This is a genomic window from Longimonas haloalkaliphila, from assembly GCF_055379825.1.
In genome coordinates, this window is record NZ_AP043948.1 from 2,017,790 (window position 1) to 2,040,605 (window position 22,816).

17 protein-coding genes and 1 tRNA gene are annotated in these 22,816 nt (G+C 59.5%); 12 read left to right on the forward strand and 6 right to left on the reverse strand.

The annotated features are described in order from the left end of the window. The first annotated feature begins 201 nt into the window (after positions 1-201). From ACZ48V_RS07905 to ACZ48V_RS07925, 5 genes are all read left to right on the forward strand, one after another. The gene (locus ACZ48V_RS07905) at positions 202-516 is read left to right on the forward strand and encodes a MerR family transcriptional regulator (RefSeq protein ID WP_464538210.1); all 315 of its coding nucleotides are present in this window, start codon (positions 202-204) and stop codon (positions 514-516) included. A gap of 158 nt (positions 517-674) precedes the next feature. After that, positions 675-749, forward strand: a tRNA-Pro gene (locus ACZ48V_RS07910). 205 nt (positions 750-954) lie between these two features. Next, on the forward strand, positions 955-2,007 hold the full coding sequence (locus tag ACZ48V_RS07915; RefSeq protein WP_464538211.1) for a helix-turn-helix domain-containing protein: 1,053 nt from the start codon (positions 955-957) through the stop codon (positions 2,005-2,007). A gap of 129 nt (positions 2,008-2,136) precedes the next feature. After that, positions 2,137-4,245 (forward strand): NAD-dependent DNA ligase LigA, encoded by a 2,109-nt coding sequence (gene ligA, locus ACZ48V_RS07920; RefSeq protein WP_464538212.1) that lies wholly within the window; start codon positions 2,137-2,139, stop codon positions 4,243-4,245. Positions 4,246-4,436: 191 nt separating this feature from the next. Continuing rightward, positions 4,437-7,199 (forward strand): HD family phosphohydrolase, encoded by a 2,763-nt coding sequence (locus ACZ48V_RS07925; RefSeq protein ID WP_464538213.1) that lies wholly within the window; start codon positions 4,437-4,439, stop codon positions 7,197-7,199. 57 nt (positions 7,200-7,256) lie between these two features. Here ACZ48V_RS07925 and ACZ48V_RS07930 read toward each other — a convergent pair whose 3' ends face one another. From ACZ48V_RS07930 to lolB1, 4 genes are all read right to left on the reverse strand, one after another. Beyond that, positions 7,257-8,177 carry a GntR family transcriptional regulator gene (locus ACZ48V_RS07930; RefSeq protein WP_464538214.1) on the reverse strand — a complete coding sequence of 307 codons (921 nt, stop codon included), beginning with the start codon at positions 8,175-8,177 and terminating at the stop codon, positions 7,257-7,259. 388 nt (positions 8,178-8,565) lie between these two features. Further along, a complete protein-coding gene (gene lpdA / locus ACZ48V_RS07935; protein ID WP_464538215.1) occupies positions 8,566-9,984 on the reverse strand; it encodes a dihydrolipoyl dehydrogenase in 1,419 nt (472 codons plus the stop codon). A gap of 403 nt (positions 9,985-10,387) precedes the next feature. Then, complete coding sequence (locus ACZ48V_RS07940) at positions 10,388-11,554, reverse strand: murein hydrolase activator EnvC family protein (RefSeq protein WP_464538216.1); 1,167 nt, start codon at positions 11,552-11,554, stop codon at positions 10,388-10,390. A 109-nt stretch (positions 11,555-11,663) separates the two neighbouring features. Then, positions 11,664-12,494 (reverse strand): lipoprotein insertase outer membrane protein LolB1, encoded by an 831-nt coding sequence (gene lolB1, locus ACZ48V_RS07945; protein ID WP_464538217.1) that lies wholly within the window; start codon positions 12,492-12,494, stop codon positions 11,664-11,666. A gap of 298 nt (positions 12,495-12,792) precedes the next feature. Between lolB1 and ACZ48V_RS07950 the strand changes: the two genes are divergently transcribed. The 4 genes from ACZ48V_RS07950 to ACZ48V_RS07965 all read left to right on the forward strand — a co-directional run bounded on the left by ACZ48V_RS07950 (position 12,793) and on the right by ACZ48V_RS07965 (position 17,319). After that, the gene (locus ACZ48V_RS07950; RefSeq protein ID WP_464538218.1) at positions 12,793-14,745 is read left to right on the forward strand and encodes a CBS domain-containing protein; all 1,953 of its coding nucleotides are present in this window, start codon (positions 12,793-12,795) and stop codon (positions 14,743-14,745) included. Positions 14,746-14,943: 198 nt separating this feature from the next. Beyond that, positions 14,944-15,192 carry a ferredoxin gene (locus tag ACZ48V_RS07955; protein WP_353562065.1) on the forward strand — a complete coding sequence of 83 codons (249 nt, stop codon included), beginning with the start codon at positions 14,944-14,946 and terminating at the stop codon, positions 15,190-15,192. A 328-nt stretch (positions 15,193-15,520) separates the two neighbouring features. Beyond that, complete coding sequence (locus tag ACZ48V_RS07960) at positions 15,521-16,807, forward strand: OmpA family protein (protein WP_464538219.1); 1,287 nt, start codon at positions 15,521-15,523, stop codon at positions 16,805-16,807. A 143-nt stretch (positions 16,808-16,950) separates the two neighbouring features. Then, entirely contained in the window at positions 16,951-17,319 is a 369-nt protein-coding gene (locus tag ACZ48V_RS07965) for an ATP-dependent Clp protease adaptor ClpS (protein WP_464538220.1), read from the forward strand. Between the two features lie 184 nt (positions 17,320-17,503). Here the strand turns inward: ACZ48V_RS07965 and ACZ48V_RS07970 are convergent, their stop codons facing one another. Further along, positions 17,504-18,130 carry a hypothetical protein gene (locus ACZ48V_RS07970; protein WP_464538221.1) on the reverse strand — a complete coding sequence of 209 codons (627 nt, stop codon included), beginning with the start codon at positions 18,128-18,130 and terminating at the stop codon, positions 17,504-17,506. Between the two features lie 141 nt (positions 18,131-18,271). Then, on the reverse strand, positions 18,272-18,946 hold the full coding sequence (locus ACZ48V_RS07975; protein ID WP_464538222.1) for a Dph6-related ATP pyrophosphatase: 675 nt from the start codon (positions 18,944-18,946) through the stop codon (positions 18,272-18,274). A 234-nt stretch (positions 18,947-19,180) separates the two neighbouring features. On the opposite strand from ACZ48V_RS07975, the gene ACZ48V_RS07980 reads away from it, so the two are divergent. The 3 genes from ACZ48V_RS07980 to ACZ48V_RS07990 all read left to right on the forward strand — a co-directional run bounded on the left by ACZ48V_RS07980 (position 19,181) and on the right by ACZ48V_RS07990 (position 22,551). After that, complete coding sequence (locus ACZ48V_RS07980) at positions 19,181-20,278, forward strand: prephenate dehydrogenase/arogenate dehydrogenase family protein (RefSeq protein WP_464538223.1); 1,098 nt, start codon at positions 19,181-19,183, stop codon at positions 20,276-20,278. A gap of 193 nt (positions 20,279-20,471) precedes the next feature. Next, entirely contained in the window at positions 20,472-21,578 is a 1,107-nt protein-coding gene (gcvT, locus tag ACZ48V_RS07985) for a glycine cleavage system aminomethyltransferase GcvT (protein WP_464538224.1), read from the forward strand. 223 nt (positions 21,579-21,801) lie between these two features. Then, complete coding sequence (locus tag ACZ48V_RS07990; RefSeq protein ID WP_464538225.1) at positions 21,802-22,551, forward strand: 2-phosphosulfolactate phosphatase; 750 nt, start codon at positions 21,802-21,804, stop codon at positions 22,549-22,551. The last annotated feature ends 265 nt before the right edge of the window (positions 22,552-22,816 follow it).

A 22,816-nucleotide genomic window follows, 5' to 3' on the forward strand; every position in this document is an offset into this window, starting at 1 on the left:
TGCATTTTATGCATCGCACACCAGAAGATTGCATACTGAGTCATATGCTGAAAAGCATGTAGCTAAAAAGCATGTACAGGTGCAGGAGCGAGCAAAAGGGAACGAGTAGAAATTGTCACGCAGCCGTGGTTGCCGTCAGGTAATGGCTCTGCATGAGAGGCCCAGTGAAATGGACGAGAGTAGACGAGATACGCATGTGTTATGAAAGATACTCAAAGCGAATCGATGTACTCGATCCGAGAAGTCAGTATGAAGTTGGGGCTTGAGCCTCACGTACTGCGGTATTGGGAAACGGAGTTTGATGCGCTTCAACCCGACAAAGATGCATCTGGGCAGCGCGTGTATACACATGCCGATCTCAAGGTGGCGCGGCGTATCCAGTATCTGCTAAAAGAAGAGAAGTACACGATTGAGGGAGCCCGCCGGGCGTTGAAGCGAGAAAGCAACCGCCAGCATGTGGTGCGTAACCTGCACAACCTGCGCGGTCTGTTACAAGAGCTGTCTGATCAGCTGTGAGGCATGAGGGATTGGACGAAGCGCTGTGAAAACTGTGCAGATGCAACGTCTAAAGCGTGGCCCCCCTCGCAGAGAACGCCTATGCGGTTCTCCGTCCGTTTTCCGTGAACCACTTGCGGAAACCTTGGCGGTGGCTTTTGTTATGAGAGCATACCATTCGGGACATGGCGCAGCCCGGTTAGCGCGCCGCTCTGGGGGAGCGGAGGTCCCCGGTTCAAATCCGGGTGTCCCGACACACACATTGCACACCGTTCTACACAAGCAAGGGCTGGGTGCACGAAGCAGAACGAGGCGGATCCCACGGTGTGGTACTGCCTCAGTACATTCCACCATGTGCATCTTAGCCGTCTGGTCTGCGTCGTTTCTGGCAATTGTGCTGGAAGCGACGTTTTTTATGGTCCCCCACCCCCCTGACACAGACGCTGGAACTGCTACCGCATGCCCGATACAGCCCCCGAAGCCTCCATTCAGCGATTCGTACACGACCTGACACGCATCCGGGACGCCCGCGACGTGTCGCGTGCCGATATTCAGGAAGCCACGCGCGTCTCCGATGACGTGCTTGAAGATTTTGAGTCCGGATCGCTTTTCGAACGCACGTCTTTCAATCAGGTCTACCTTCGTTCGCTTGCGAAGTCGTATGCACGCCTCATCGGCGTTACGCCTCCCGAGCGTGTGCTCGATCACTTGCAGGCTGCACTCAACAACCGCTACGCGAACGAACTTGCTGTTGAAGAGCTTGACGAGGAGCCCCTTTCTCTTGAATGGCCAGAAGAAAAAGAAAAGACAGCGGAAGAAGAACGTACCGCAGCAGAGACGGGCGGGGCGGGCACTGCGTCTTCCCTTACGGAGGCAGACAATCCGAAATCAGCACGCCGATGGACGCCGTCCCCGGATGCCGCCGCAGAGGATGGCAACAAAGCTAATTCGGCGTCAGCCGGGGCGCTCAACGTGGTGTGGCAGCCGGTCGTTATTGGGCTCGTTATACTGCTGATTGTAGGCGGCGGCATTTTCGGATTGGTGATGCTTTCAGGCAACGGCGAGGCCGCTCCGGATGAACCTGCTGTGAGTGAAGAGACCGCTGCCGAGGCGGTTGCACCTACAACAGAACCCGATGACGCCCCTGAACCGCTCGACGAGGGCCCCGACGTGCCTCCCGTACAGTTAGGGGCCACTATCCACGCAACGATCTGGGCTGATGGGGGAAATGTCAACGGTATACGTGTGCAGCGCGACAACGACCTGCGACGTCCATACTGGGTCGAAGAAGGCGATGCGGTAGTGCTCCCGTTTCAGGACCGCATCGCTATAGAAGGCCAGTTCGACCAGTTTACGCTCTTCATTGAAGAGCGTCCTATGCCCTTAGAGCCGCTGGATACACAGGGGCGCCGCGTGCTTTCGCGTGCCGACCTGGAAGCATGGGCCGACACGACCCGCACCTCCCCAGCCAGCGAACTGCCTGTGCCAGCCGACACGCTCCGCATCCCGTAGTTGCGTGTGCTAATCCCCTTACCGTACTGCCCGCCTCGCGTGTAGCCCCCTTCTGCACGGCGCTACTGCAGAGATTGTGTCCTGTAGTGCCCGTGTTGCTTCGCATCCCTCGATCGCTACGTATCCACCATGCCCAACGAACTCCTCCCGAAAACGCGCGCGCTTCAAGAGCGGCTCGACCAAATTACCTGGGATACCCTCTCGCCCGACAAAGTCCAGATGCTCTACGAGACGCTCGTTTCTGTAGTACGGGCGCACGACGAGCGGTACTACCGCCACGACGATCCGCTCATCCCTGATCCTGAATACGATCGCCTCTTTCAGGCACTTCAGCGCATTGAGGCTGATTTTCCAGAGCTGCAGCGCGACGACTCGCCCACCCAGCGCGTGGGGTTCGACCCGCTCGATGCATTCGAGAAGCACACCCATCCTGAGCCACTCCTGTCGCTGTCAAATGCCTTCGATGCAGCCGAGGTGCGCGAGTGGTACGAGCGCTGTCAGCGGGGCCTCGCGGAGGCGCACGGGTCAACCACTCCGGCGGTCGTTGCCGAACTGAAGATTGATGGGCTGGCCGTGGCGCTTACCTACACCGACGGGCAGCTCTCGCTCGCTGCAACGCGGGGCAACGGAGTGCAGGGGGAGAACATCACCCGCAACGTGCGCACGATCCGCCGCATCCCCCTTGCGTTGGAAACCGACAGGCATGAGATCCCCGAGTCGATGGAGGTGCGCGGCGAGGTCTTTATGCGCAAAAGTGAGTTTGAAGCGCTCAACAACCGTCTGCGGCGCGAAGAGAAACAGCCGTTCGCCAACCCGCGCAACGCCGCTGCCGGGAGTCTGCGTCAGCTCGACCCTCGCGTTACGGCCCGGCGTCCGCTCAGCTTCTTCACCTATGCCCAAGGTCCAACTGAAGGCCTCGTACCCGATACCCACGCCGCCGTTCTGGAGCAACTGGGGACTTACGGCCTGCCGCTGAATCCGCATTGGGAGCGGTTTGAGGTGATTGAAGACGCGATCGCGTTTTGTGAGGACTGGGTAGACCGCCGCGAAGACCTTGACTATGAGATCGACGGTGTGGTTCTAAAGATTGACCGGCATGATTACCAGGATGAACTCGGTGCCATTGCAAACGCACCGCGCTGGGCGGTTGCGTTTAAGTTTCCTGCGCGCGAGGCGACCACTACGCTGCGCGACATTGAAGTGAACGTCGGTCGCACCGGAGTTGTAAAGCCTGAGGCGGTCCTTGAGCCTGTCGGCATTGGCGGCGTGACGGTATCGCAGGCTACGCTGCACAACGAAGACTACATTGCAGAGCGCGACATCCGCATCGGCGACACCGTGGTGGTGAAGCGGGCCGGCGATGTTATCCCACAAGTCGTGCGTCCGGTCGTAGAGGCCCGGACCGACAGCACCCCCCCCTGGTCATTCCCCACCCGCTGCCCGGTATGCGACTCAGCACTGGTACGCTTACCTGACGAAGCCGACTACTACTGCCTGAATACGGAATGTCCCGCCCAGTTCAAGCGGCTCGTTGAGCACTTCGTAAGCCGCAACGCAATGGACATCGAGGGCCTGGGAGAGCGCGTGGCGGCCCAACTGGTGGATACGGGGCGTGTTGAGCAGCTCGACGATCTCTACCGGCTTAGAGTCAAGGACCTGACGACGCTGGAAGGGTTCGCTGAAAAGAGCGCGCAGAACCTGACAGAAGCCATCGCCGCGTCGAAAGAGCGGCCGCTCAGCCGCTTGCTGTTTGCGCTCGGCATTCGGCATGTGGGGCGCACGGTGGCCGAACAGGTTGTTGCCGAGGTGCCGTCCATGCAGGCCCTTGCCGAAGCGCCCATCGGCGAACTGGAGGCCATCGACGGGATCGGCCCGGTGATCGCCGAGAGCATCCACGACTGGTTCGCTGTTGAGGACAACCGGGCACTGGTCAACGCGCTGCGCGACGTGGGGGTAAATACGGAGCGCTTGCCTGAAGAGACCCCTGACGAAGGGAGACAGGTGCTTGACGGAGAAACCTTTGTGCTTACCGGGTCCCTCCCATCGTTTACACGGCGAGAGGCCACCGAACGCATTGAGCAGGCCGGCGGGCGCGTCACGTCGAGCGTAAGTGGCAACACCGACTACCTGGTGGCCGGAGAAAATCCCGGCTCAAAGTATGATGATGCGGAAGAGCGTGGCATCCCAATTCTGAGCGAAGAGATGCTGCTGGATCTGTTAGACGGTGCGGCTCGTTGATATTCTCCAATACCTTTTCCCCACGCTAATGCCCTCTGGGTAAGCAGCACCTGGATGAGCAGCACAGTGCCAAACGAGATGAAAGGAGCACTGTGCGATTGAACATATAGATGCTTCGCTTGCCAGAGCGCAGAGCTGCACGATGCAGCTCATGCCGTGGCGAACTACCCTGATTGGTCGTATCCAATACTATGAAAAAGTGGCTGGAACGCCTTGGCCTGCGTCCTAAGAAGTCGACGCCGGTAGGCACGCAGCTTGAACACGGAGGCAGTGACGTTGAAGATACGCGCCGCCGTGACCTTATCGTGCGCACCGCGCTTCTGGCCGTGTTGGTACTGGGCACCCTGGCTGCCTTTCCGCGTGGAGAGGTCTTCGAGTATACCGTACAGGTGGGCGACACCTGGCGGCAGCCCACCCTGGTGGCCCCATTCAACTTTCCCATCTACAAAGACAGCGACCAGGTGCGCAGCGAGCGAGAGCGTGCCCGCCGTACCACTCCGCCATACTTCGCGGAGGTCCTGAACCCGGAGCAAGTCAGCCAGGCGCATCGCGACACCCTGCAGCAGCAGGTCAACGAGGCACTTGATGCCTACACCGATTCACGTATGCAGCGCTTGCGTGATAACCGCGAGCAGGCCGAGAACGACTCAACCCGATACGTACAGCTGCGGCGCAACGCACGCGTTACGCTTAGTCCGGAGCAGTGGGAAGTGCTTACGCGCAACGCCTTGCGGCACATGCCAGAGCAGCCTAACGACGCGATGCGGGCGCCTCCGGGCGAACCGCGAATGGACCGGCAGCTCATGCAGGCGGTGGGCGAGGTATCGGGTAACCTGCAGCGGCGCGGCGTGATCGATATACCGCTCGACTCGGTGTACACCGACCACGTCATCGTTCGCAATGAGGAAGAGCGCATCCAGCGGCGGATCTCTGTAGACCGCCTCGTTGGTATCGAAGAAGCCTTTCGTCGGGGCGAGGAGCAGCTGAGCGAACAGTTTGACGACCGTCCGGATGCAGCCCAGATCGCTGTCGCGTTCTTTCGCGATACATTTGAACCGGTCTATCGCTATCAGGAGGTTGCCACGCAAGAGCGGCGCGACCAGCGGGCTCAAAACGTGTCGCCCATATCAGGGGGCGTAGAGCGTGGCGAAGTGATTGTGCAGCAAGGCGAGCGCGTGACAGCTGAGGCAAAGCAGAAGCTCACGTCGCTGGAGCGTGAGAAAAACCAGCGGGCCGCTACGACCATTGTGTGGCGGCAGCTATCGGGAGAACTGGTCCTGGTAATGATTACGTTTCTGTTCTTCTTCGGCTACCTCTACCTGGTGCAGCCCACCATATGGAAAGACAACGGCACGCTGATGCTGGTCGCCTTGCTATTTGGGCTGGGGGTGGCCCTCTCTGGCATCGTCATCCGCCTTGCCGACATCGATCTGTACGTGGTGCCGGTGGCGTTGATATCCGTTACAATGGCCATCGTACTCAACGTGCGTATTGCGCTGTTTGGCACGCTGGTACTGGCGTTTCTGGGGGGGCAGATGCTTGGTATGAACCTGCAGTACACGCTCGCTGCATTTATCGGAGGGGCTCTGGGGGTGTTTAGCGTACGAGACATTAAGAACCGTGGACAGTTTCTGCTGAGTGCGCTTCTGGTGTTCGTGGGGTACGCACTGGTCATAATAGGCACCTGGCTCTTCCTGGGTACTCCGGCAGCCCGTCTGGGGAATGAACTCACCTTTGCGGCGATCGGGGCCTCATTCACAATCGTGGCACAGCCGATCCTGTGGCTGATCGAGCGCGCATTCGGCATCACAACCGATCTTACACTGCTTGAGCTGTCGGATACGAACCGCCCTCTCCTAAAACAGCTTAGCATCAAAGCCCCCGGTACGTTTAACCACTCAATGCAGGTGGCCAATCTTGCTGAAGCGGCCGCCGACCGGATTGGTGCTAATGGCTTGCTGATACGTGTAGGGGCGCTCTATCACGACATTGGCAAGATGATTAAGCCCAACTATTTTGTTGAAAACCAGCGTGGTGGCAAAAATCCGCACGACGATGAGAAGCCGCGCATCAGCGCGATGGTAATCACGCGGCACGTGAAAGAAGGACTGAAGATGGGCCGAAAGGATAATCTGCCCGACCAGGTGCTTCAGTTCATCGCAACGCACCATGGCACCGCCCGCGTTGAATACTTCTACCAGAAAGCGATTCAAGAAGCAGAAAACGAGTCGCAGGTGAACGCATCGGATTTCCGCTATCCCGGACCGCGTCCGTTCTCCAAAGAAACCGGAATACTGCTTCTGGCAGACTCGGTAGAGGCGGCCTGCCGAAGCCTCGACGACCCGAGTGAAAGTAACCTTCGCAAGCTGGTAGAGAGCATCTTTCAGCGTCACATCGAAACCGGACAGCTCGACGATACCGATCTTACATTCAAAGAGATCAGTACGATCAAAGCACAGTTCATGCAGATGCTGACGGGCGTCTACCACAGCCGGGTGAAGTATCCGGGGCAGGAGGAAGAAGAGCCTGTCGAAGAAGAGTCTTGGATCGCGCCCACGTCGTTCGATGAAGAAGAGGATGTTTCGGTGGTCTGGAAAAAAGATTCCTGGCATGCTGGTGCCGAGAGGGTCTCTTCCGACGAGTTAGAAAAACTTCCCGGGGTGCATATTCCGCGTGCTGTGCGTCCTGAGGTGGCTGAGACATCCATCCATGGCAGCGGCAATGGCGCTCATGGACAAGCCCCCATGCTCTCGCACCCAGCAAGTGATATAGCACGCTCGGGCAACGCGCCAGATAATGAGGCACCAGACGGCAACGCGCCACGTGGTAAGGGGCCGGGGGAGGAGGGAGCTGAGGGTGCAGCTTCGGATCAGAGAAATGAAGACCAGAAGGGAGAAGACGAAAAGCCTACGCCGTCTGACGATGCCGGCTCGGAGAAAAGCAACCCGCATTAGAAAAGGGGCACACGCAAGCAGAGGGCGGCCGGCAACGTTTCGATGGCCAAGGAGAAGTCAAGCCGGCACGGCAGCGGCGAGCGCATCGAGCGAGTCGGCGCTGATGAGCACCTGAAACAGGCTATGGGTTTGGTCGGGGCCGAGATGGGCGCGCACGCGGCGTTTGCTCTCGGGCGTGTAGAGCACACAGGCGACCTGTCCGATAAAGCTGCTGAGATGGTCGGCCCCTTCATCGACCGATGCAGCGATAACCTGTCCGTTGAAGGCAGCGTGCTGGCGCAGCAGACTCGACAGCGGCGCGATGCTGCCACGGCGGCGCGTAACGAGGCCGACGGTGCTATGCGAGGGCAAGCGGGTGAGGCGGTCGAGCACGCGGCTGGGCAGATGCGTTACAAACCCGAGTACATCGGCACGAGGCACCTGCTGCTGCGCGTCGTGCAGGTGGTCGTAGGGCGTGAACACATAGTCAGCATCCCCGTGGCGTTGCAGGGCCGCCAGCGTGCAGGCGCGCACAGGCTGCTGCAGGCGTTCGCCAATCTGCTCGGCCCAGAGCGTGTTCAACTCCGGGTTGGGGCCTGCAACGAGCAGCTTGCGGTCGAACCCCACATAGTCGAGCTGGGCCGCTTGTTCTTGCATGAGCGCTTCGATTTCGGGCTCAGTGCAGCCCAGGCCGATCAGGCGTTGCAGCGCGCCATGCATTACCGCGGCGCCTCGCTCCATGCGTTCAGCCTTCTCGAAAGGGCGTCGCTCCTTCACGGTGTAGCCGCTGCCCACGCGTGAGTCGAGGAGCCCGTCGTTCTTGAGGGTCTTATACGCTTTGCGGACGGTATGGAACGATATGTCGAGCTGTTCGGCGAGGCGCCGGGTTGAGGGAAGCGACTCATCGACGGCGTATTCGCCCCGAGCAATCTGGTAGCGAAGCTGTTCTACCAGCTGGTCGTGTACCGAATTGGGGGCCGAGCGGTCTATTTCGAGCATATTGTGCAAGCGCAGGCAGCAGAAAGAGACGATATACAAATGGAGATGCCGCGATACATGCCAGCAGCGGCGTGCGGCTCAGATGGCACGATGGGTGCAGGAGGGCACCGCCCCTGCGCATCCAACAGTGCCTTGCTGCTGTAAGCAACAGGGCGGGGGCTGTAGACCACAACGCCCGCCGTGCCATAGCGTGCCCCGGCGCAGAATGCGCAAGGGCGTGAGCCAGGCAAGACGGGCGTAGCAACTGTCTAAGAACCTGTTTTGATTTCTTAATTTGGGCTGCGATCGGCTCTGCTGGGCTGCAAACCAAACCCCAAACAGGTTCTAAGGGTCAGCTATGCACCGGCGGTATGCACCATGACCAGCCGGGTATGTGCAGAGGCGGTATCTACAGGTTCATGGGCTGATCATAGGCCACATGGGTTGCCTCCATGATGGCTTCTGACATGGTGGGGTGGGGGTGCACCGCCTCCATGATTTCGTGCCCGGTGGTTTCGAGCTTGCGTGCCACGACCGCTTCGGCGATCAGTTCGGTGGCATCGTAGCCTACGATATGGCAACCGAGGAACTCACCGTACTTCTTGTCGAAGATGACCTTTGCAAAGCCTTCGGTCTCGCCGAGAGCGGCTGCCTTACCGGACGCGGTGAAGGGGAATTTGCCGACGCGGATGTCGTATCCGGCCTCTTTTGCCTCGTCTTCGGTATATCCAATCGAGGCAATCTGTGGCTGACAGTAAGTGCAGCCTGGAATGTTATCGAAGTCGAGGGGCTGCACGTCGTGCCCGGCAATGTGCTCGATGCAGATGGTGCCTTCATGGCTGGCCTTGTGGGCAAGCCAGGGGCCGCCGGCTACGTCGCCGATGGCGTAGACGCCGTCCACGTTGGTTGCCCCGTACTCATCGATTGTGATGTAACTGTTTTCGGTTTTGATGCCCAGCTCTTCAAGTCCGATATCTTCGATGTTGCCGGTGACGCCAACGGCTGAGAGTACCTGGTCGCATTCGACGTATTTGGTATCGTCGCCAACCTGAATTTCGGCGCGCAGAGCCCCGTTGTGCTCTTCAACGCCTTGAAGCATGGCGCCGGTGAGTACGTTAATACCTTTCTTCTTGTACGAGCGTTCGAGTACGCGCGAGACCTCTTCGTCTTCGACTGGCACAAGGTGGTCTTGCACCTCTACGATCGTGACTTCGGTGCCCATGTGGTGGTAGAAGTACCCAAACTCAACGCCGATGGCGCCGGCCCCTACGATGAGCAGACGGTCGGGCTGCTCTTTCTGCATCATAGCCTCTTTGTACGAGATGATCTTCTCGCCATCGATAGGAAGCGGCGGGATTTCGCGAGCGCGGGCGCCGGTGGCGATGACGATTGCATCGCCGGTAATGGTGGTTTCCTCGCCGATCTCGTCGCCGTCCATATTCACGGAGGGGGTAACGTGCACCGTGTTGGGGTCGGTGAGGCGGCCGTGCCCCTCAATCACGTCGATGTTGTTCTTGTTCATGAGGTACTGCACCCCCTTGTTCATGCGGCTGGCCGTCTGGCGGCTACGCTCGATGACCTTCGGGAAGTCGGGGGTGACGGTGCCTTCGAGCGAGAGTCCGTAGTCGCTGAGATGCTCAGCCTGTGCCATAACCTCAGCGCTCTTCAGCAGGGCTTTGGTAGGAATGCAGCCGACGTTCAGGCATACGCCGCCAAGCTTATCTTTTTCGATAACAGCTGTTTTGAGGTCGAGCTGGGAGGCACGGATGGCAGCTTCGTAGCCACCAGGGCCCGTTCCGATAATGATGCAGTCATAATGGGTAGCCATGGGCACAGCAGAAGATTCGTGCGAAGGGGTATGCGAAACGTCAAGGGGGAGGCGGCGGCAGCGGCTTCTGGTCAGGTGTAACGCCGAGGCCTGCACACGCATAAGCTGACAACGATATGGTGCGTGACAGCCGGTTGGGTGCGTTGCGGCGCTACGTTGTGTGCATTGTCATACGTGTGGTCATACGTCTGTATGGGTCGGCGTAAGCATTCGGAAAACGTACTGGATGTTGGTGTGAGAGGCCAGAAGAGGGCGTGGTAGCCCTGCTGCACACGCCTGGACTCTTAACATACAAGACGGCGGGTACCGTTCCCACTCAGAGAGGGGATGCAGGGCGCAATCTTGTGTGAATTGGGGGGCAGCAGGCTGCCGTTGAAGTGTTGAGCAGTACGGACGGGGAGGTCTACCGTCGACGTAGCCATCGGGTCGGGTCGTCGGAGTCGCTGGCGTTCATATCGAATATGGCGAAGAAGACGCCGGCGCCGCGTGGTTCGTTTTCGGTACCGGCCCAGGCAATTCGGTCGCCTGCCGAGACGGTGTCGCCCATCGACACGTCGAGGTCAGAGAGGTTGCTGTAGACCGACAGGAAGTCGCCGTGGCGGATAACGAGGTAGATGCCAAATCCGGGCACAAAGTCGATTCCGGTCACGCTGCCATAGAAGACAGACCGCACGGGGGCACGAGGGTTGGTTGCGATGGTGATCCCCGGGTTGTTGGTGGTGGTTCCATGCACAGGGTCTACCTGGTCGCCGTAGCTTTCGGTGATAGCCCCCTGAGCCGGCCAGGGCAACTGGCCGCGGTTTTCGGCAAAGGAAGCGGACAGGCGCTCGTAGGCTGCATCGCTTAACGCAGCAGTTGAGCCTTCGCCGCGAGCTTCTTCCTCGGCAGCGGCGATAAGATCCTGGATCCGCTGCTGAAGCTCTTCGACGGAGGCCCGCTTCGCCTCAATCTCATCGCGCAGTTCCGACTGCTCAGTCTGAAGCTCTGCAATTACCTGGCGGCGGTCGCGCCGCAGCCCCTGCAGTTGGTTTCGCTCGGCACGGGCGTCGGTAAGAAGCTCTTGGGTGCGCTGCTGAGAGGCGCGCAGCTCCGCCTGCTGGGCCTCGATGGTCGACTGCGCCTCTTGAATGGCATTGCGGCGCGAGCGGCGCTGGGCAGAGAACTGACGCAAGTAGCGTACGCGCACGATCATCTGGTTGATCGACTTCGACGAGAGAATGAGCGCCAGGTCGTGCAGACGTCCGTAGCGATAGGCGTGGTTAGCCCGGGCCTTGTATTCGCTAACCAGCGTAGCGCGGGCACTGTCGAGCGTCTGCAGGGTGTCGCGTGCCGCGCGTTGCTGCTGCTGAAGCTGGCGCAGGCGCCGCTCGTACGTCTCCACAAGCTCTTGGCGCAGCGCAATCTCACGGTTGAGCTCGTCGAGGCGATCGCGCGTGTCGCTGGCACGGCGCTCTGTAGTGCGCAGGCGCTCCTGATCGCGTTCAATCTGCGCACGTAGCGACTCCAGCCGCTCCTCGGTCTCCGCGCGCTCTTCCTCGGGCGACTGCCCAAGAGCCAGGGCAGGCAGCATGAGGCTGCAGAGCAACAGCAGGCCGAGTGCACGCACGACGCGAGGCGCAACAAGAGGGCACCGCGCAGGGCATTGTGTAGGACATCGTGTGCTGCAGGCATCACGACCGCTACGGAAGTGCAACACGTCGGATATCAGAAGGCACATCCAGAGAGAAAGAGAGCGAGTCGGGAGTCAGAGTGAGCGACCGGTACGTCATGGTGGCACGTACGTTGTCGCCGGGGCGGCGCAGCAGAATGCGGTTTGGTACGACAACGCCATCTACGCGTACGTGGTCGGTGAACACACGTTCGTCAATAATTGAACCGTTTGCATCCCGCTCCACAAACCGAACGACGCGCCAGATCGAGGGATCCACCGAGTAGGTACGGTGCCCTGCAGGGTCGTCGAGGTGGTAGAGCTCGTTGTCGTGGCGCAGCGTCCATTCAGAAGTGGCGGGCGGCACGATGAGGCCGAGCAGGTTCTGGAAGAGCGCGTCGCCATTGGGCGGTACGGGAAGCACCTGCTGGGCAGATTCGACGGAGCCAACGGCGAGCTCCTCTTCGATGCGATTGTGCACGTAGAAGCTATCGGCGGTGATGAGCATGCGTGCGGCGTTGATGCCGAGTGGGCCACGCACGTTCATCCAGAGCGAGTCGGCACGCTGCTGGCGCAGCGTAGCGCGAAAGCGTCCGCTCTGCATCGGACTGTTGATATCCATGTGCACTTCCCCTTCGAATGCACGCAGCGTATCGGTGGTGCCACGCACCGCATCCACAATCATTGTCATGCTATGGGCTGGAAACGCCTCGGGCTGGGGGGGGGCTTCCAACGCGGGACGGCTGGTACCACAGGCGCTGAGTACCACGAGCAGGGTCCCCAACAGAAAAGCTACGCCCCCCTGAAAGAGAGCAGTACAGTATGAATGGCATGAGCCGGAACACTGAAAAGAAATACGCATGGCGACAAGCAACGTAAACGCAAATGGAATAAGAGGATGCAAATATGCAGCGATCTACATGTGGCGGTCTGTACAAGAGAGCCGCAGGTAGCATAACGCACAGACGGTACGCATCCGTACCTGCACCTATGCATTTGTACGGATGATTTTGTACGGGTGATCTGTGTGGCGATCGGGCGAGTGCAGTAGCCTTCACCTGCATACAAAGCTGTTTTCAAACAACGGTTGCGCACGCCACCCTCTTTTCGTATACTGAATCTTCACGTCTGTACTCATTCTTGCAACAGTGTATACAGTTATGGGCGAACAAAATGTAAAGCAGGAGCGCGACCCTCGCCGGTTACGTGCCTTTGCGCGCCGGCTCATCCACGACATGCGTGCTTTGGAGCGCATGCTGGATGAGGAAATGTTTGAAACGGATACGCGGCGCATCGGTGCCGAGCAGGAGCTTTTTCTGGTCGACCACCGGGGGGAGGCAGCGCCTGTCATCGAACGGATGATGGAGCGTAACACTGACGACCGCATCGTAACTGAACTCACGAAGTTCAACGCCGAGTTTAACATGGACCCGCTGGTCTATGGCGGCGATTGCTTCAGCACGATGGAGGCGGCTACCCACGAACTGCTGGGAAGCGTGCGCGACCTGGCAGCACACGAGGGAGCGGAGCCCGTTCTTGTGGGTATCTTGCCCACCGCGTACCTGGCAAACTTCTCGATGGACTTCATGACGCCGAAGCCGCGCTACTATGCGCTCAACGATGCCATTACCCGGCTTCGTGGAGGAGCGGGGCGATATCAGATTCGAGGGCTTGACGAGCTCTTTGTAAAGCACGATTCAATTATGCTGGAAGGCTGCAATACCAGCTTCCAGACCCACTTTCAGGTGACGCCCGATGAGTTTCCTCGTTTCTATAACATTGCCCAGGTGGTAGCCGCCCCGTGCCTGGCGGGAGCTACCAACTCGCCCCTGCTGTTTGGTAAGCGCCTGTGGCGCGAAACGCGTATCGCGCTCTTTCAGCAGGCCGTCGACACGCGCTCAAGCAACCTGTACCTGCGCGAAATGAGTCCGCGCGTGCACTTCGGAACGGGCTGGGTGGAGTCGTCGGTAACGGAGATCTTTAAGGAAGATATCTCGCGCTTCCGGGTGCTCCTGTCAACCGATTTTGAAGACAACCCGCTCCAGCAGTTGGATGAGGGGCGCATCCCCAACCTGAGTGCGCTGCAGCTGCACAACGGCACAGTGTATCGCTGGAACCGAGCCTGCTATGGCATCACCGATGGCAAGCCGCATCTGCGCATCGAAAATCGGATCCTTCCCTCAGGGCCCACCGTCGCCGACGAGATGGCGAACGCGGTCTTCTGGTACGGCATGGTCACCGGCATGGCCGATCGGTACCATGACATCTCAGAAGTCATGGACTTCGACGATGCCCATCATAACTTCATCGCAGCGGCGCGACACGGGCTGGCTTCCCAGTTTAGCTGGATCGACGGATCGAAGCGTCCGGCTCGCTCGCTCATCCTCGAAACAATGCTGCCCATTGCCCGCGATGGACTCGACGCCTCCGGCATCGACACTGACGACATCGACCGCTATCTCGGTATCATCGAAGCACGCGTGGCTTCGGGACAGACCGGATCGCAGTGGCAGCTTGACTCGCTTGCGTCGATGAATGGCGGTACGCGGGCCGAGCGCCTGAGCGGAGTGACGCGCGGCATGGTGCGCCGACAGATCGAAGGAGAGCCGGTGCATACGTGGACCCTCGCCTCATTGGGCGAAGCCTACACGCCGGGGCATATCCGCGAAACACGCGTAGAGGACTATATGAACACCGACCTGATGACGGTGCATGAGCAAGAGTCCGTCGAGTTTGTAGCCTGTATGATGGATTGGCAGCGCCTGCGCCACGTGCTTATTGAAGACGAGTCGCATCGTCTTGTTGGCATCATCAGCCACCGCCGCCTGCTGCGCCACATGGCCGAGCGCGACGGCACCGAAGAAGATGATACTCCTATCGGGACAATCATGAAGGAGAACCCGGTGTCGGTAACGCCCGATATGCCTACGCTGGAGGCGGTACGCCTGATGCGTAAAAAGCAGATCGGTGCTCTGCCGGTCGTGCGTGAGGGGCAACTCGTAGGGATCATTACCGAACGCGAGTTTATGGACGTTGCCCACAACCTGCTCGACGACTCTGACGAGGGCGATGAGAATCCATCGCTCGTGCGTGAAGAGATGGGCGAGGAATAGCAGGGCAAAGAGGCTCCGAGAGGGCGCCGCGGGCGGCGTTTGATGCACTACCTGACCTGCTGCATTGTTACGCATCCGTTCGCGTGGAACGCCCCCGTTCGGGCCTTGGTGTCATGCGGTGGGTTGTAATGTACCGCGGTGAGACAATACCCGGACAGTGCAGCCCTTCACCCTATCGATGAATCATCCTACTACAATATGGCTGATATCAAGAAACAAACGATTAACGGACTGGAAGTGCACATCGACCGTTCGCTGTGCATTGGCTCAGGCAACTGCGTCAATCTGGCGCCTGATGTGTTTACCATTCGCCAGGATGCCCTTGTAGACTTCGAGGACGAGGTCAACGAAGACATCGATCCCGGTCAGCTTATTGAGGCCTGTGCCGTGTGCCCGGTCGATGCGCTGCTTGTGTACGATGATGAGGGCGAGCAGGTGGTGCCGTAAGTGGTGCTGCAGCATAGTCTCCCCCGGCCCATTACCGGCCGTATCCTTTGCCAGGCGCGGCCTGATAATGTAATAACAGCATGCAAGGCTGTGCATATGCGGATACAGACCCTCGCAACTTCTTGCAAGCCCGGCCCCCCAAACGGCCGGGCTTGTCTGGGTTTAGGCGATCTGCGGGGCGCGGTGCCGGGCATTCTTTGCTTTGATGCGTATATTGGTTATCATATTAGCCAGTAGATGGATATCGCTCAAACACCGTTGGGGTTAGAAGTGGAATCCTGAAACATGGCGCTTTAGCAGATCAAGAGGCACCTAATACTATGCTATTATGCAAAGGACGCTTCGAAATACGCTTATAGCACTGACAGGCTTGCTGTGTATCCTGGGTGCTGGGAGGGTGCACGCCCAGGCCGTCGACGCAGAAGGGAAGGCCTACCCCGATGGACACGGCGGAACGGTCTTCTTTCCGATGGGCGATGTATCCTTTGCCGACGAAGTGGTTGGCTACACCGTTGGCACACCCGATGGGGGCTCGTTCTCGGAGCGCCCCGAAGCGCTGCTGGGGCCGCCCGAGTTTGAGACTGCCGGTGCGAGTAGCGTGTTCACGCTGGGGTGCGGTGGCCACATCGTGCTTGCCTTTACCGAAAACACCCTCATCGATGTACCGGGAGCTGACCTACACGTGTTCGAGGTGGGGCGCGACATTGAGGCCATCGGTGTCGCTGTTTCAGAAGACGGTGAGACGTGGATACGCGTCGGGATGGTGGCTGGGGGCAATGCCGAAGTCGATATCGCGCCGTTCACATCCGCCGGTGCACAATACGACTACGTGAAGCTTGTCGATCTTGAGGAGGTCTGCGACGGACGCACGCCTGGGGCCGACGTAGATGCCGTTGGCGCAATCGGAACCGCAACACGCGTACGCATCGATAGCGCGGTTTTGTTTGCGACCGACGAATACATCCTCAGGCCCGAGGCCTCCAGAGCAATCGACGCAGAAATGTTGTCCATCCCCAACTCCAATGCCGTTCAGGTAGAGGTTGCGGGCCACACCGACAACGTCGGGTCTGCAGCGTACAACAAGCGCCTTGCTCAACGCCGCGCCGATGCCGTAGCAACATATCTGATTGAGCAGGGTGGGCTGGCAGCAGATGCCGTAACTACAAAGGCCTATGGTGCGTCGCGCCCGGTAGCGTCTAACGAGACAGCTGAAGGGCGCAGCCAAAACCGCCGCGTGGAGCTTATCGTTCGGTCGCGGCAGGCACATGGTGAGCAAGGCACGCCGGTTTCACGCCGGGTACTCGGCATCTGGGATACGCCCAACCATGGCCTTCTCGAACTGCAGCAAGACCTGAACAGTCAGGATGTCGACGGCACGTATACGGTGCGTGGAGGCACGCTGCGCGGGCAGTTCACTGCCGATACGGTGTTTGAAGGCGTATGGACGCAGGAGACTGCAGAACACCGATGCGCTACCAAACGCCATGGCTCGGCCTATTGGGGCAACGTACGCCTGGAGTTCGACGACCCCGACCGTAGCGAGTTTACAGGTACCTTCGGCTACTGTGAAGCGCCGCCTGATCATGCGGGGTGGGATGGGCGCCGTATGATGTAGGGCTCTGTCACAGGTCAATCTTAGGAGCCGTACCCGCTTGATCTAAACCACTAATTGATCTACCACCAAAGCTCCCCCCGCGACATGTGAGCACGTACGGTACATAGCGTAGATCCCCCATAAATAAACGTTCCAACTGATCGATGATAGCAGCACGCGTGTGTCGCGCCGCCACGGCAGCGCCTGTAGAGGCGCCTCCGAAAGAAGACGAGCAGAAAGACGAAGATACCGCTACGATCCACATCCCGCAGTATCACGTAATTCTGCTCGACGACGACGATCATTCGTATGAGTATGTCATCGAAATGCTGGGCGATGTGTTTGGGCACAGTCCGTCGAAAGCCTACCGGATGGCAGTGAACGTCGACAACAACGGGCGCGTTATCGTCGAAACCACGAATAAAGAGCGGGCAGGACTCCGCAAAAAGCAGGTCGAGGCCTACGGTCCCGACTGGCGCATCCCACGGTGCAAAGGCTCGATGTCGGCGACCATAGAGCCTGCAGAGACATGAGGCCGGCGACGGGTCTGTCGAATGGGCGCCTCCAACAGCTGATGGGCAGTCCGCGACACGTTTTCAGGCACAGCATACTGCAAAACGGCATACCACAAAATAGCATACCAAAAACGCCCGGCTCAAGGACAGAACCGGGCGCAAACAATGAGAAAGTGGATAGCTATCGTTCAGCAGGCTCCCATCATGGGAGCGGGCGAACGGCAAAACGCATCTGTCTCTGGTAGTGCTCTGCTCGCTGGGTGTGGCGAGTGGCTTTGGCCAGGTGCCGATCTATGCGGCGCTGATCGCGTGCCATCCTTTTTGCCAGTGCCCGTTCATGGTAGTACGTGCGTACGGCGCGGTCACCGATGTATTCCACATACAAAGGCACATACGTGAGTGAGCCGCTGCGCGTGGTATGAGCTACTCGGTTTACAGCATTGCGGCGATTGATCGCATCCATAAAGCGCTGGTCTTGGATGGTGTAGAGCGCTGATACCGCCATGATGCGTAGCTGGTCGTTGGCGTCGTTCGCATAGATCTGAACAAGGGCCGGACCCGCAGCGCTCCAGTCGTAGGCAGACCGGTCCCGGTGGGTGAGAGTGATGATGTTGCGCATCGCTTGCTCGCGGATGCGTGGGTCAGGAGACTGTAGCAGCGCAACATGCTGCTGGCTAATCTGTGAACGAAAAAGCGCCTCAGTAGGAGACGCGTCGGCTGGTAGGGCGGGCGACTGCGCTGTGGCAGGCAGCACCGCAAGGAGCAGGAGGGTCAGGGCCAACAGGCCACCGATCGTTGCTCCTGTAAGACGTACAGGAAAGATAGCCATGGGGGGATGACGACACAACGTCGATTAGGTGCATGAGGCTAAATGCAATTTTTGTTTTGGTATAGCTGTAAAAACAGCCAATTTTATTGCGCGATCTTTGACATATGCCAGTACTTTTAAGTTTCTGTGACGGTGACGCATCTATGTGTAAGGAGCTAAGCGCGCTGGCGCATACGTGGTCGGTCCGCTTGCGTCGTGCGGACCAAGGGTGATGTGCAGCGCAGCGGCAAACGCATCGAGATCGGTCACCACCGTATGAAACGCGCCCTGCTCGCCGGCGGGGTCAACCGCCTCAGGAAGCGACGCAACCAGCGCGGCGTTGTAGTGCCGCCCAATAAACGCAGGGGCCAGTTGGCCAGGATCTACGCTATTCACATAGGCCATGCCCCTCGCATCCGCCCACCGCCGAGACCAGGTTGAAACGTCGCATCCCCAGAGTGGAAACAGCGCCTCGTATCCGCACGCTTCGATCAACCCGGCCCGGTAGTCGCGCACGTCGCTCAGAAAAACGTCGCCCGCGGCAATGGTAGTTAGGGTATCAGGGAGATGCGAAGCGAAGGCGCGTTCGAGTGCAGCCTCGTATGCGGCATTGGAGGGCTGTTCAGGAAGTGGAACGGGAACCCACCGCACGCCAAGTGATTCCGCCTGAGCAGCAATCACCGCGCGGTGGATGCCATGCATCGGCACCCACTCGCCACAGGCGCTCAGCGTTGTGATGAGTGCGTCGACCCGGTACGAAGGATCGTGCAGCAGCGCGTGACAGGCAAGCGCTGCATCTTTGCCTCCGCTCCAAAAGAGCGCTACAGGTTCAGGCATAAAAGATCATCGGCAGGTGGAAAAAGGGGCTACAGCGGCCACGGATCAGGGGGCGTACCGTGGCAGAGGGTGGCCAGCAGTATGGTCAACAATACGATGAAGGCCCTTCTGTGAACAGCCGCCCTGCAGACTCGTTCATGAATGAGGCGAAGGCGTAGTCCCCGAGCCCTGAGCAAATCAGCCCGTCTGTTTGCCCGCTTCGCATGTGTCTACTCTGAACGATATCCCTGCTGCATGACTGATTTCCCCTTTGAACGGTGCGCGGTACTTGGCACCGGACTCATTGGCGGCTCCCTGGCATGGGCGCTGCGCCAGCACAACAGCGACTGCACGATCGTCGGCTTCGATCGCCCCCAGGTACTTGAGCGAGCCGAGGAGCGGGGGATTATCGACGCCAAGGCGGCATCGATGGGGGCAGCGGTAGACGGGGCCGACCTCGTTGTGCTCGCGTTCCCTCCCGGGAAGATCCTCGCCGCGATGGAGCAGCTTGCGCCGCACCTGAGCGAAGAGACAGTCGTCACCGACGTCGCGTCGGTGAAACAGGCTGTTGTCGACCACGCCAACGAGGTGCTTCCCGAGCACGTGACGTTCATCGGCGGACACCCGATGTCTGGTGCCGAAACGTCGGGCGTAGATGCAGCCGACCCGATCCTTTTCGAGAATGCCGCCTACGTACTAACCCCAACCGATTCGACCCCTCAGCCTGCGCTCAATGCCATGCATGCCGTTGTTGAGGCCGTCGGCGCAACCCCCATTATTCTGTCGCCCGATGCCCACGACCGCATCGTGGCACGCGTGAGCCACCTGCCGCAGTTGCTGGCCGTTGCGCTCATGCAGCACGCCGGAGCGGCCGACGACGACACCCTTGCGCTGGCCGCCGGCGGATTTCGCGACCTCACACGCATCGCCGACTCGCCGTTCGGCCTGTGGCGTGAGATCCTGGCTGGCAACCAGGGGCGCATCCTCGACGCGCTGGCCGACTTCACGCGTCGGCTGCAGACAGTGCAGCGCCAGGTCGCTATGGGCGATATGGAGGCGCTCGAAGCGCTCTTCGATGAAGCGCAGGAGGCCCGCGCTCAGCTCCCCGAGCGTGCATCCGGACTCATGCGTCCGGCGTACGACTGCACCGTACGGGTGCCCGACATGGCCGGAGCCCTGCACGAAATGACCAAACCGTTGGCACGGGTGGGCGTGTCGGTCCGCGATATCGAGCTGCTGCGCGTGCGCGACGGGACAGGCGGAACGTTCCGCCTGGCTTTCGAAACCGCTGAAGCCCTCCGCGCAGCGCTCGATGCACTCAATGCAGAAGGCTTTGAGGCACATGCCAATTAGATCCGAATTAGACCGGCGCACGTTAGACGAAAGACAGGCCTGCACCGTAAGGTCAATGCCCCTACGTGCCACAAATGTGCATGAAATCGGGGGTGGGCAGTGGAATCCTCTCTGGGAAGCCCCTATACTAAATCAATAACACAGGCGCCCTACGCATCGCAATTGCCTCCACGATCTACCTCTTACCTGTACCATGGCCGACACGCTTGCCACCACTCCGCTCTACGACGTGCACGAAGCACTCGGCGCCCGCATGATGCCCTTTGGCGGATTCGACATGCCGGTGCAATATAGCGGTATCATTGCCGAACACGAAGCTGTGCGCAACAACGCCGGACTCTTCGATGTCAGTCATATGGGAGAGGTCGACGTAACGGGGCCGGAGGCAGAGGCGTTTGTGCAGCACCTGGTGACCAACGACGTATCGGCGCTCTACGACGGCAAGGCACTCTACACCGCTATGTGCACACCCGAGGGAGGTATCATCGACGACCTGCTGGTCTACCGGCGTGCCGCCAATCACTTCCTGCTCGTCATCAATGCGGGCAACCGCGCGGAAGACTGGCGCTGGATGCAAGAGAACAACCCGATGGGGGCCACGCTGACGAATCGCTCTGACGCGTATGCACTGCTGGCCCTGCAAGGCCCGAAAGCGCTCGACATTGCACGCCCGTTTGTTGATCCGGCCCTTGACGAGCTCAAGTTCTATCACTTCATCGAGATCAACGACGGCTCGTTCATCGACTGCGACCGGGCCATCATCTCGCGTACCGGCTACACCGGCGAGCCGGGACTCGAGCTGTACGTGCCCCCAGAAGACGCCGCGCTCGTATGGAATACATTGCTTGAGGCCGGCGCCGATGACGGGCTCCTGCCTGCTGGACTGGGGGCGCGCGACACGCTGCGCATGGAGGCAGGGTTCTGCTTGCATGGCAACGACATCAGCAAAGAAACCAATCCGTATGAAGCCGGACTGGGATGGATCGTAAAGCTCGAAGCAGGTGACTTCATCGGGCGCGAGGCGCTGCGTGCTGTTAAGGAAGAGGGGCCTCACCGCAAGCTCGTTGCGTTTGTAGCGCAGGAACGCGGCATCCCGCGTGCTGGCGACGAGCTCATCGATGCCGACGGTACCGTGCTCGGTCCCGTAACCAGCGGCACGCAGTCCCCCACGCTCAGCAGCGGCATCGGGCTGGGCTACGTGCCCAACAAATCCACATATACCGATCCTGGCACGTCACTATCGGTGCAAGGGCGCCGCACCGTGGCCGTAGAGGTCGCCAAACCCCCACTGTACAAGTAGGGGCCAGACGCACACGCACACCCATGCACGTTGCGTATCCTGTGCACGTCTGCAGGAGCGCAATAGTACGCTGTGATACACTATTAAGAAGAGGCAATAAGCAAAAAAGCAACCCGCTGCAGAAGGGAATCCTGCGGCTAACGGAAAACGATTGCCTCAACGTCTTTTCTGTGCGCACTGAACGGCGTTCCCACGCACTGCTCACACCAACCACGTACAGTTTATGAGTGCCACGAGCGTAGAGGTTTTCCTTACTCACACAACCGTTGCTGAAGACGACGTGCGCGGCCGGGCCGTTGTCGTCATCGATGTGCTTCGGGCCTGCTCCACCATTAATACGGCGCTCTACAACGGGGCCCGTGCAGTGATGCCTGTCCCCGACATGGCACAGGCCGGCAAGATTGCCGCCAACCTCGACCCCGATGTCTTCCGGCTCGGGGGCGAGCGCAACGCAGAAAAGATTGACGGTTACCACCTCGGCAACTCGCCCCTGGAGTATACCGAAGAAGAAGTGCACGGGCGCGATGTGATCCTGAATACGACCAATGGCACCAAGGCCTTCGACCGAGCTAAAACCGCGAAGCACCTGGTCGCAGGCTCCTTCCTGAACGTAACCCGCGTAGCCGACTTCCTGCGTGAGCAAGATATCAATGTGGTTCTTGTGTGTGCTGGCCACGAAAACCGCGTAGCGCTCGAAGATACGCTCTGCGCCGGAGCCATCCTGCACCGGCTCTGGAAGGGGAGCGAGCCCAACCACGTCTCCGATGCGGCACATACAGCCCACTCGCTCTTTCTATATAACCGCTCAAGCCTCGGCGACACCCTGCGCAATGCGACCCATGCGCGCCGCTTGGCCCGCAACGGCCACGCTGAAGATATTGATTACTGCTTTCGAATTGACCAGCTGCCCATCCTTCCGTACTATACGGACAACCGGCTTGTAGCATATGCCGACGTGCCTGCTGCCAGCTGACCGGGCCAGGCCTGTAAACGGGCTTCGGTAGCGCCTTGCATCCCGAAGCGGAAAACCACAACAGACTCTTACTTCGATTGCCTTTCAAAAATGGCCTACCGCGGGTAGCGTCAGAATGGATCCATAGCATCCGGACGCAGCGCAGCAGAAATGCGCTCCTCGTAGCAAAGAAAAATTACGTCAGCGGACGAGCACCTGCCTGAATGAGCTGACGGATAGCGCTCGTCTCTGCTATGCTCAGCGCCCTCGTGTTTGTTCATAAACG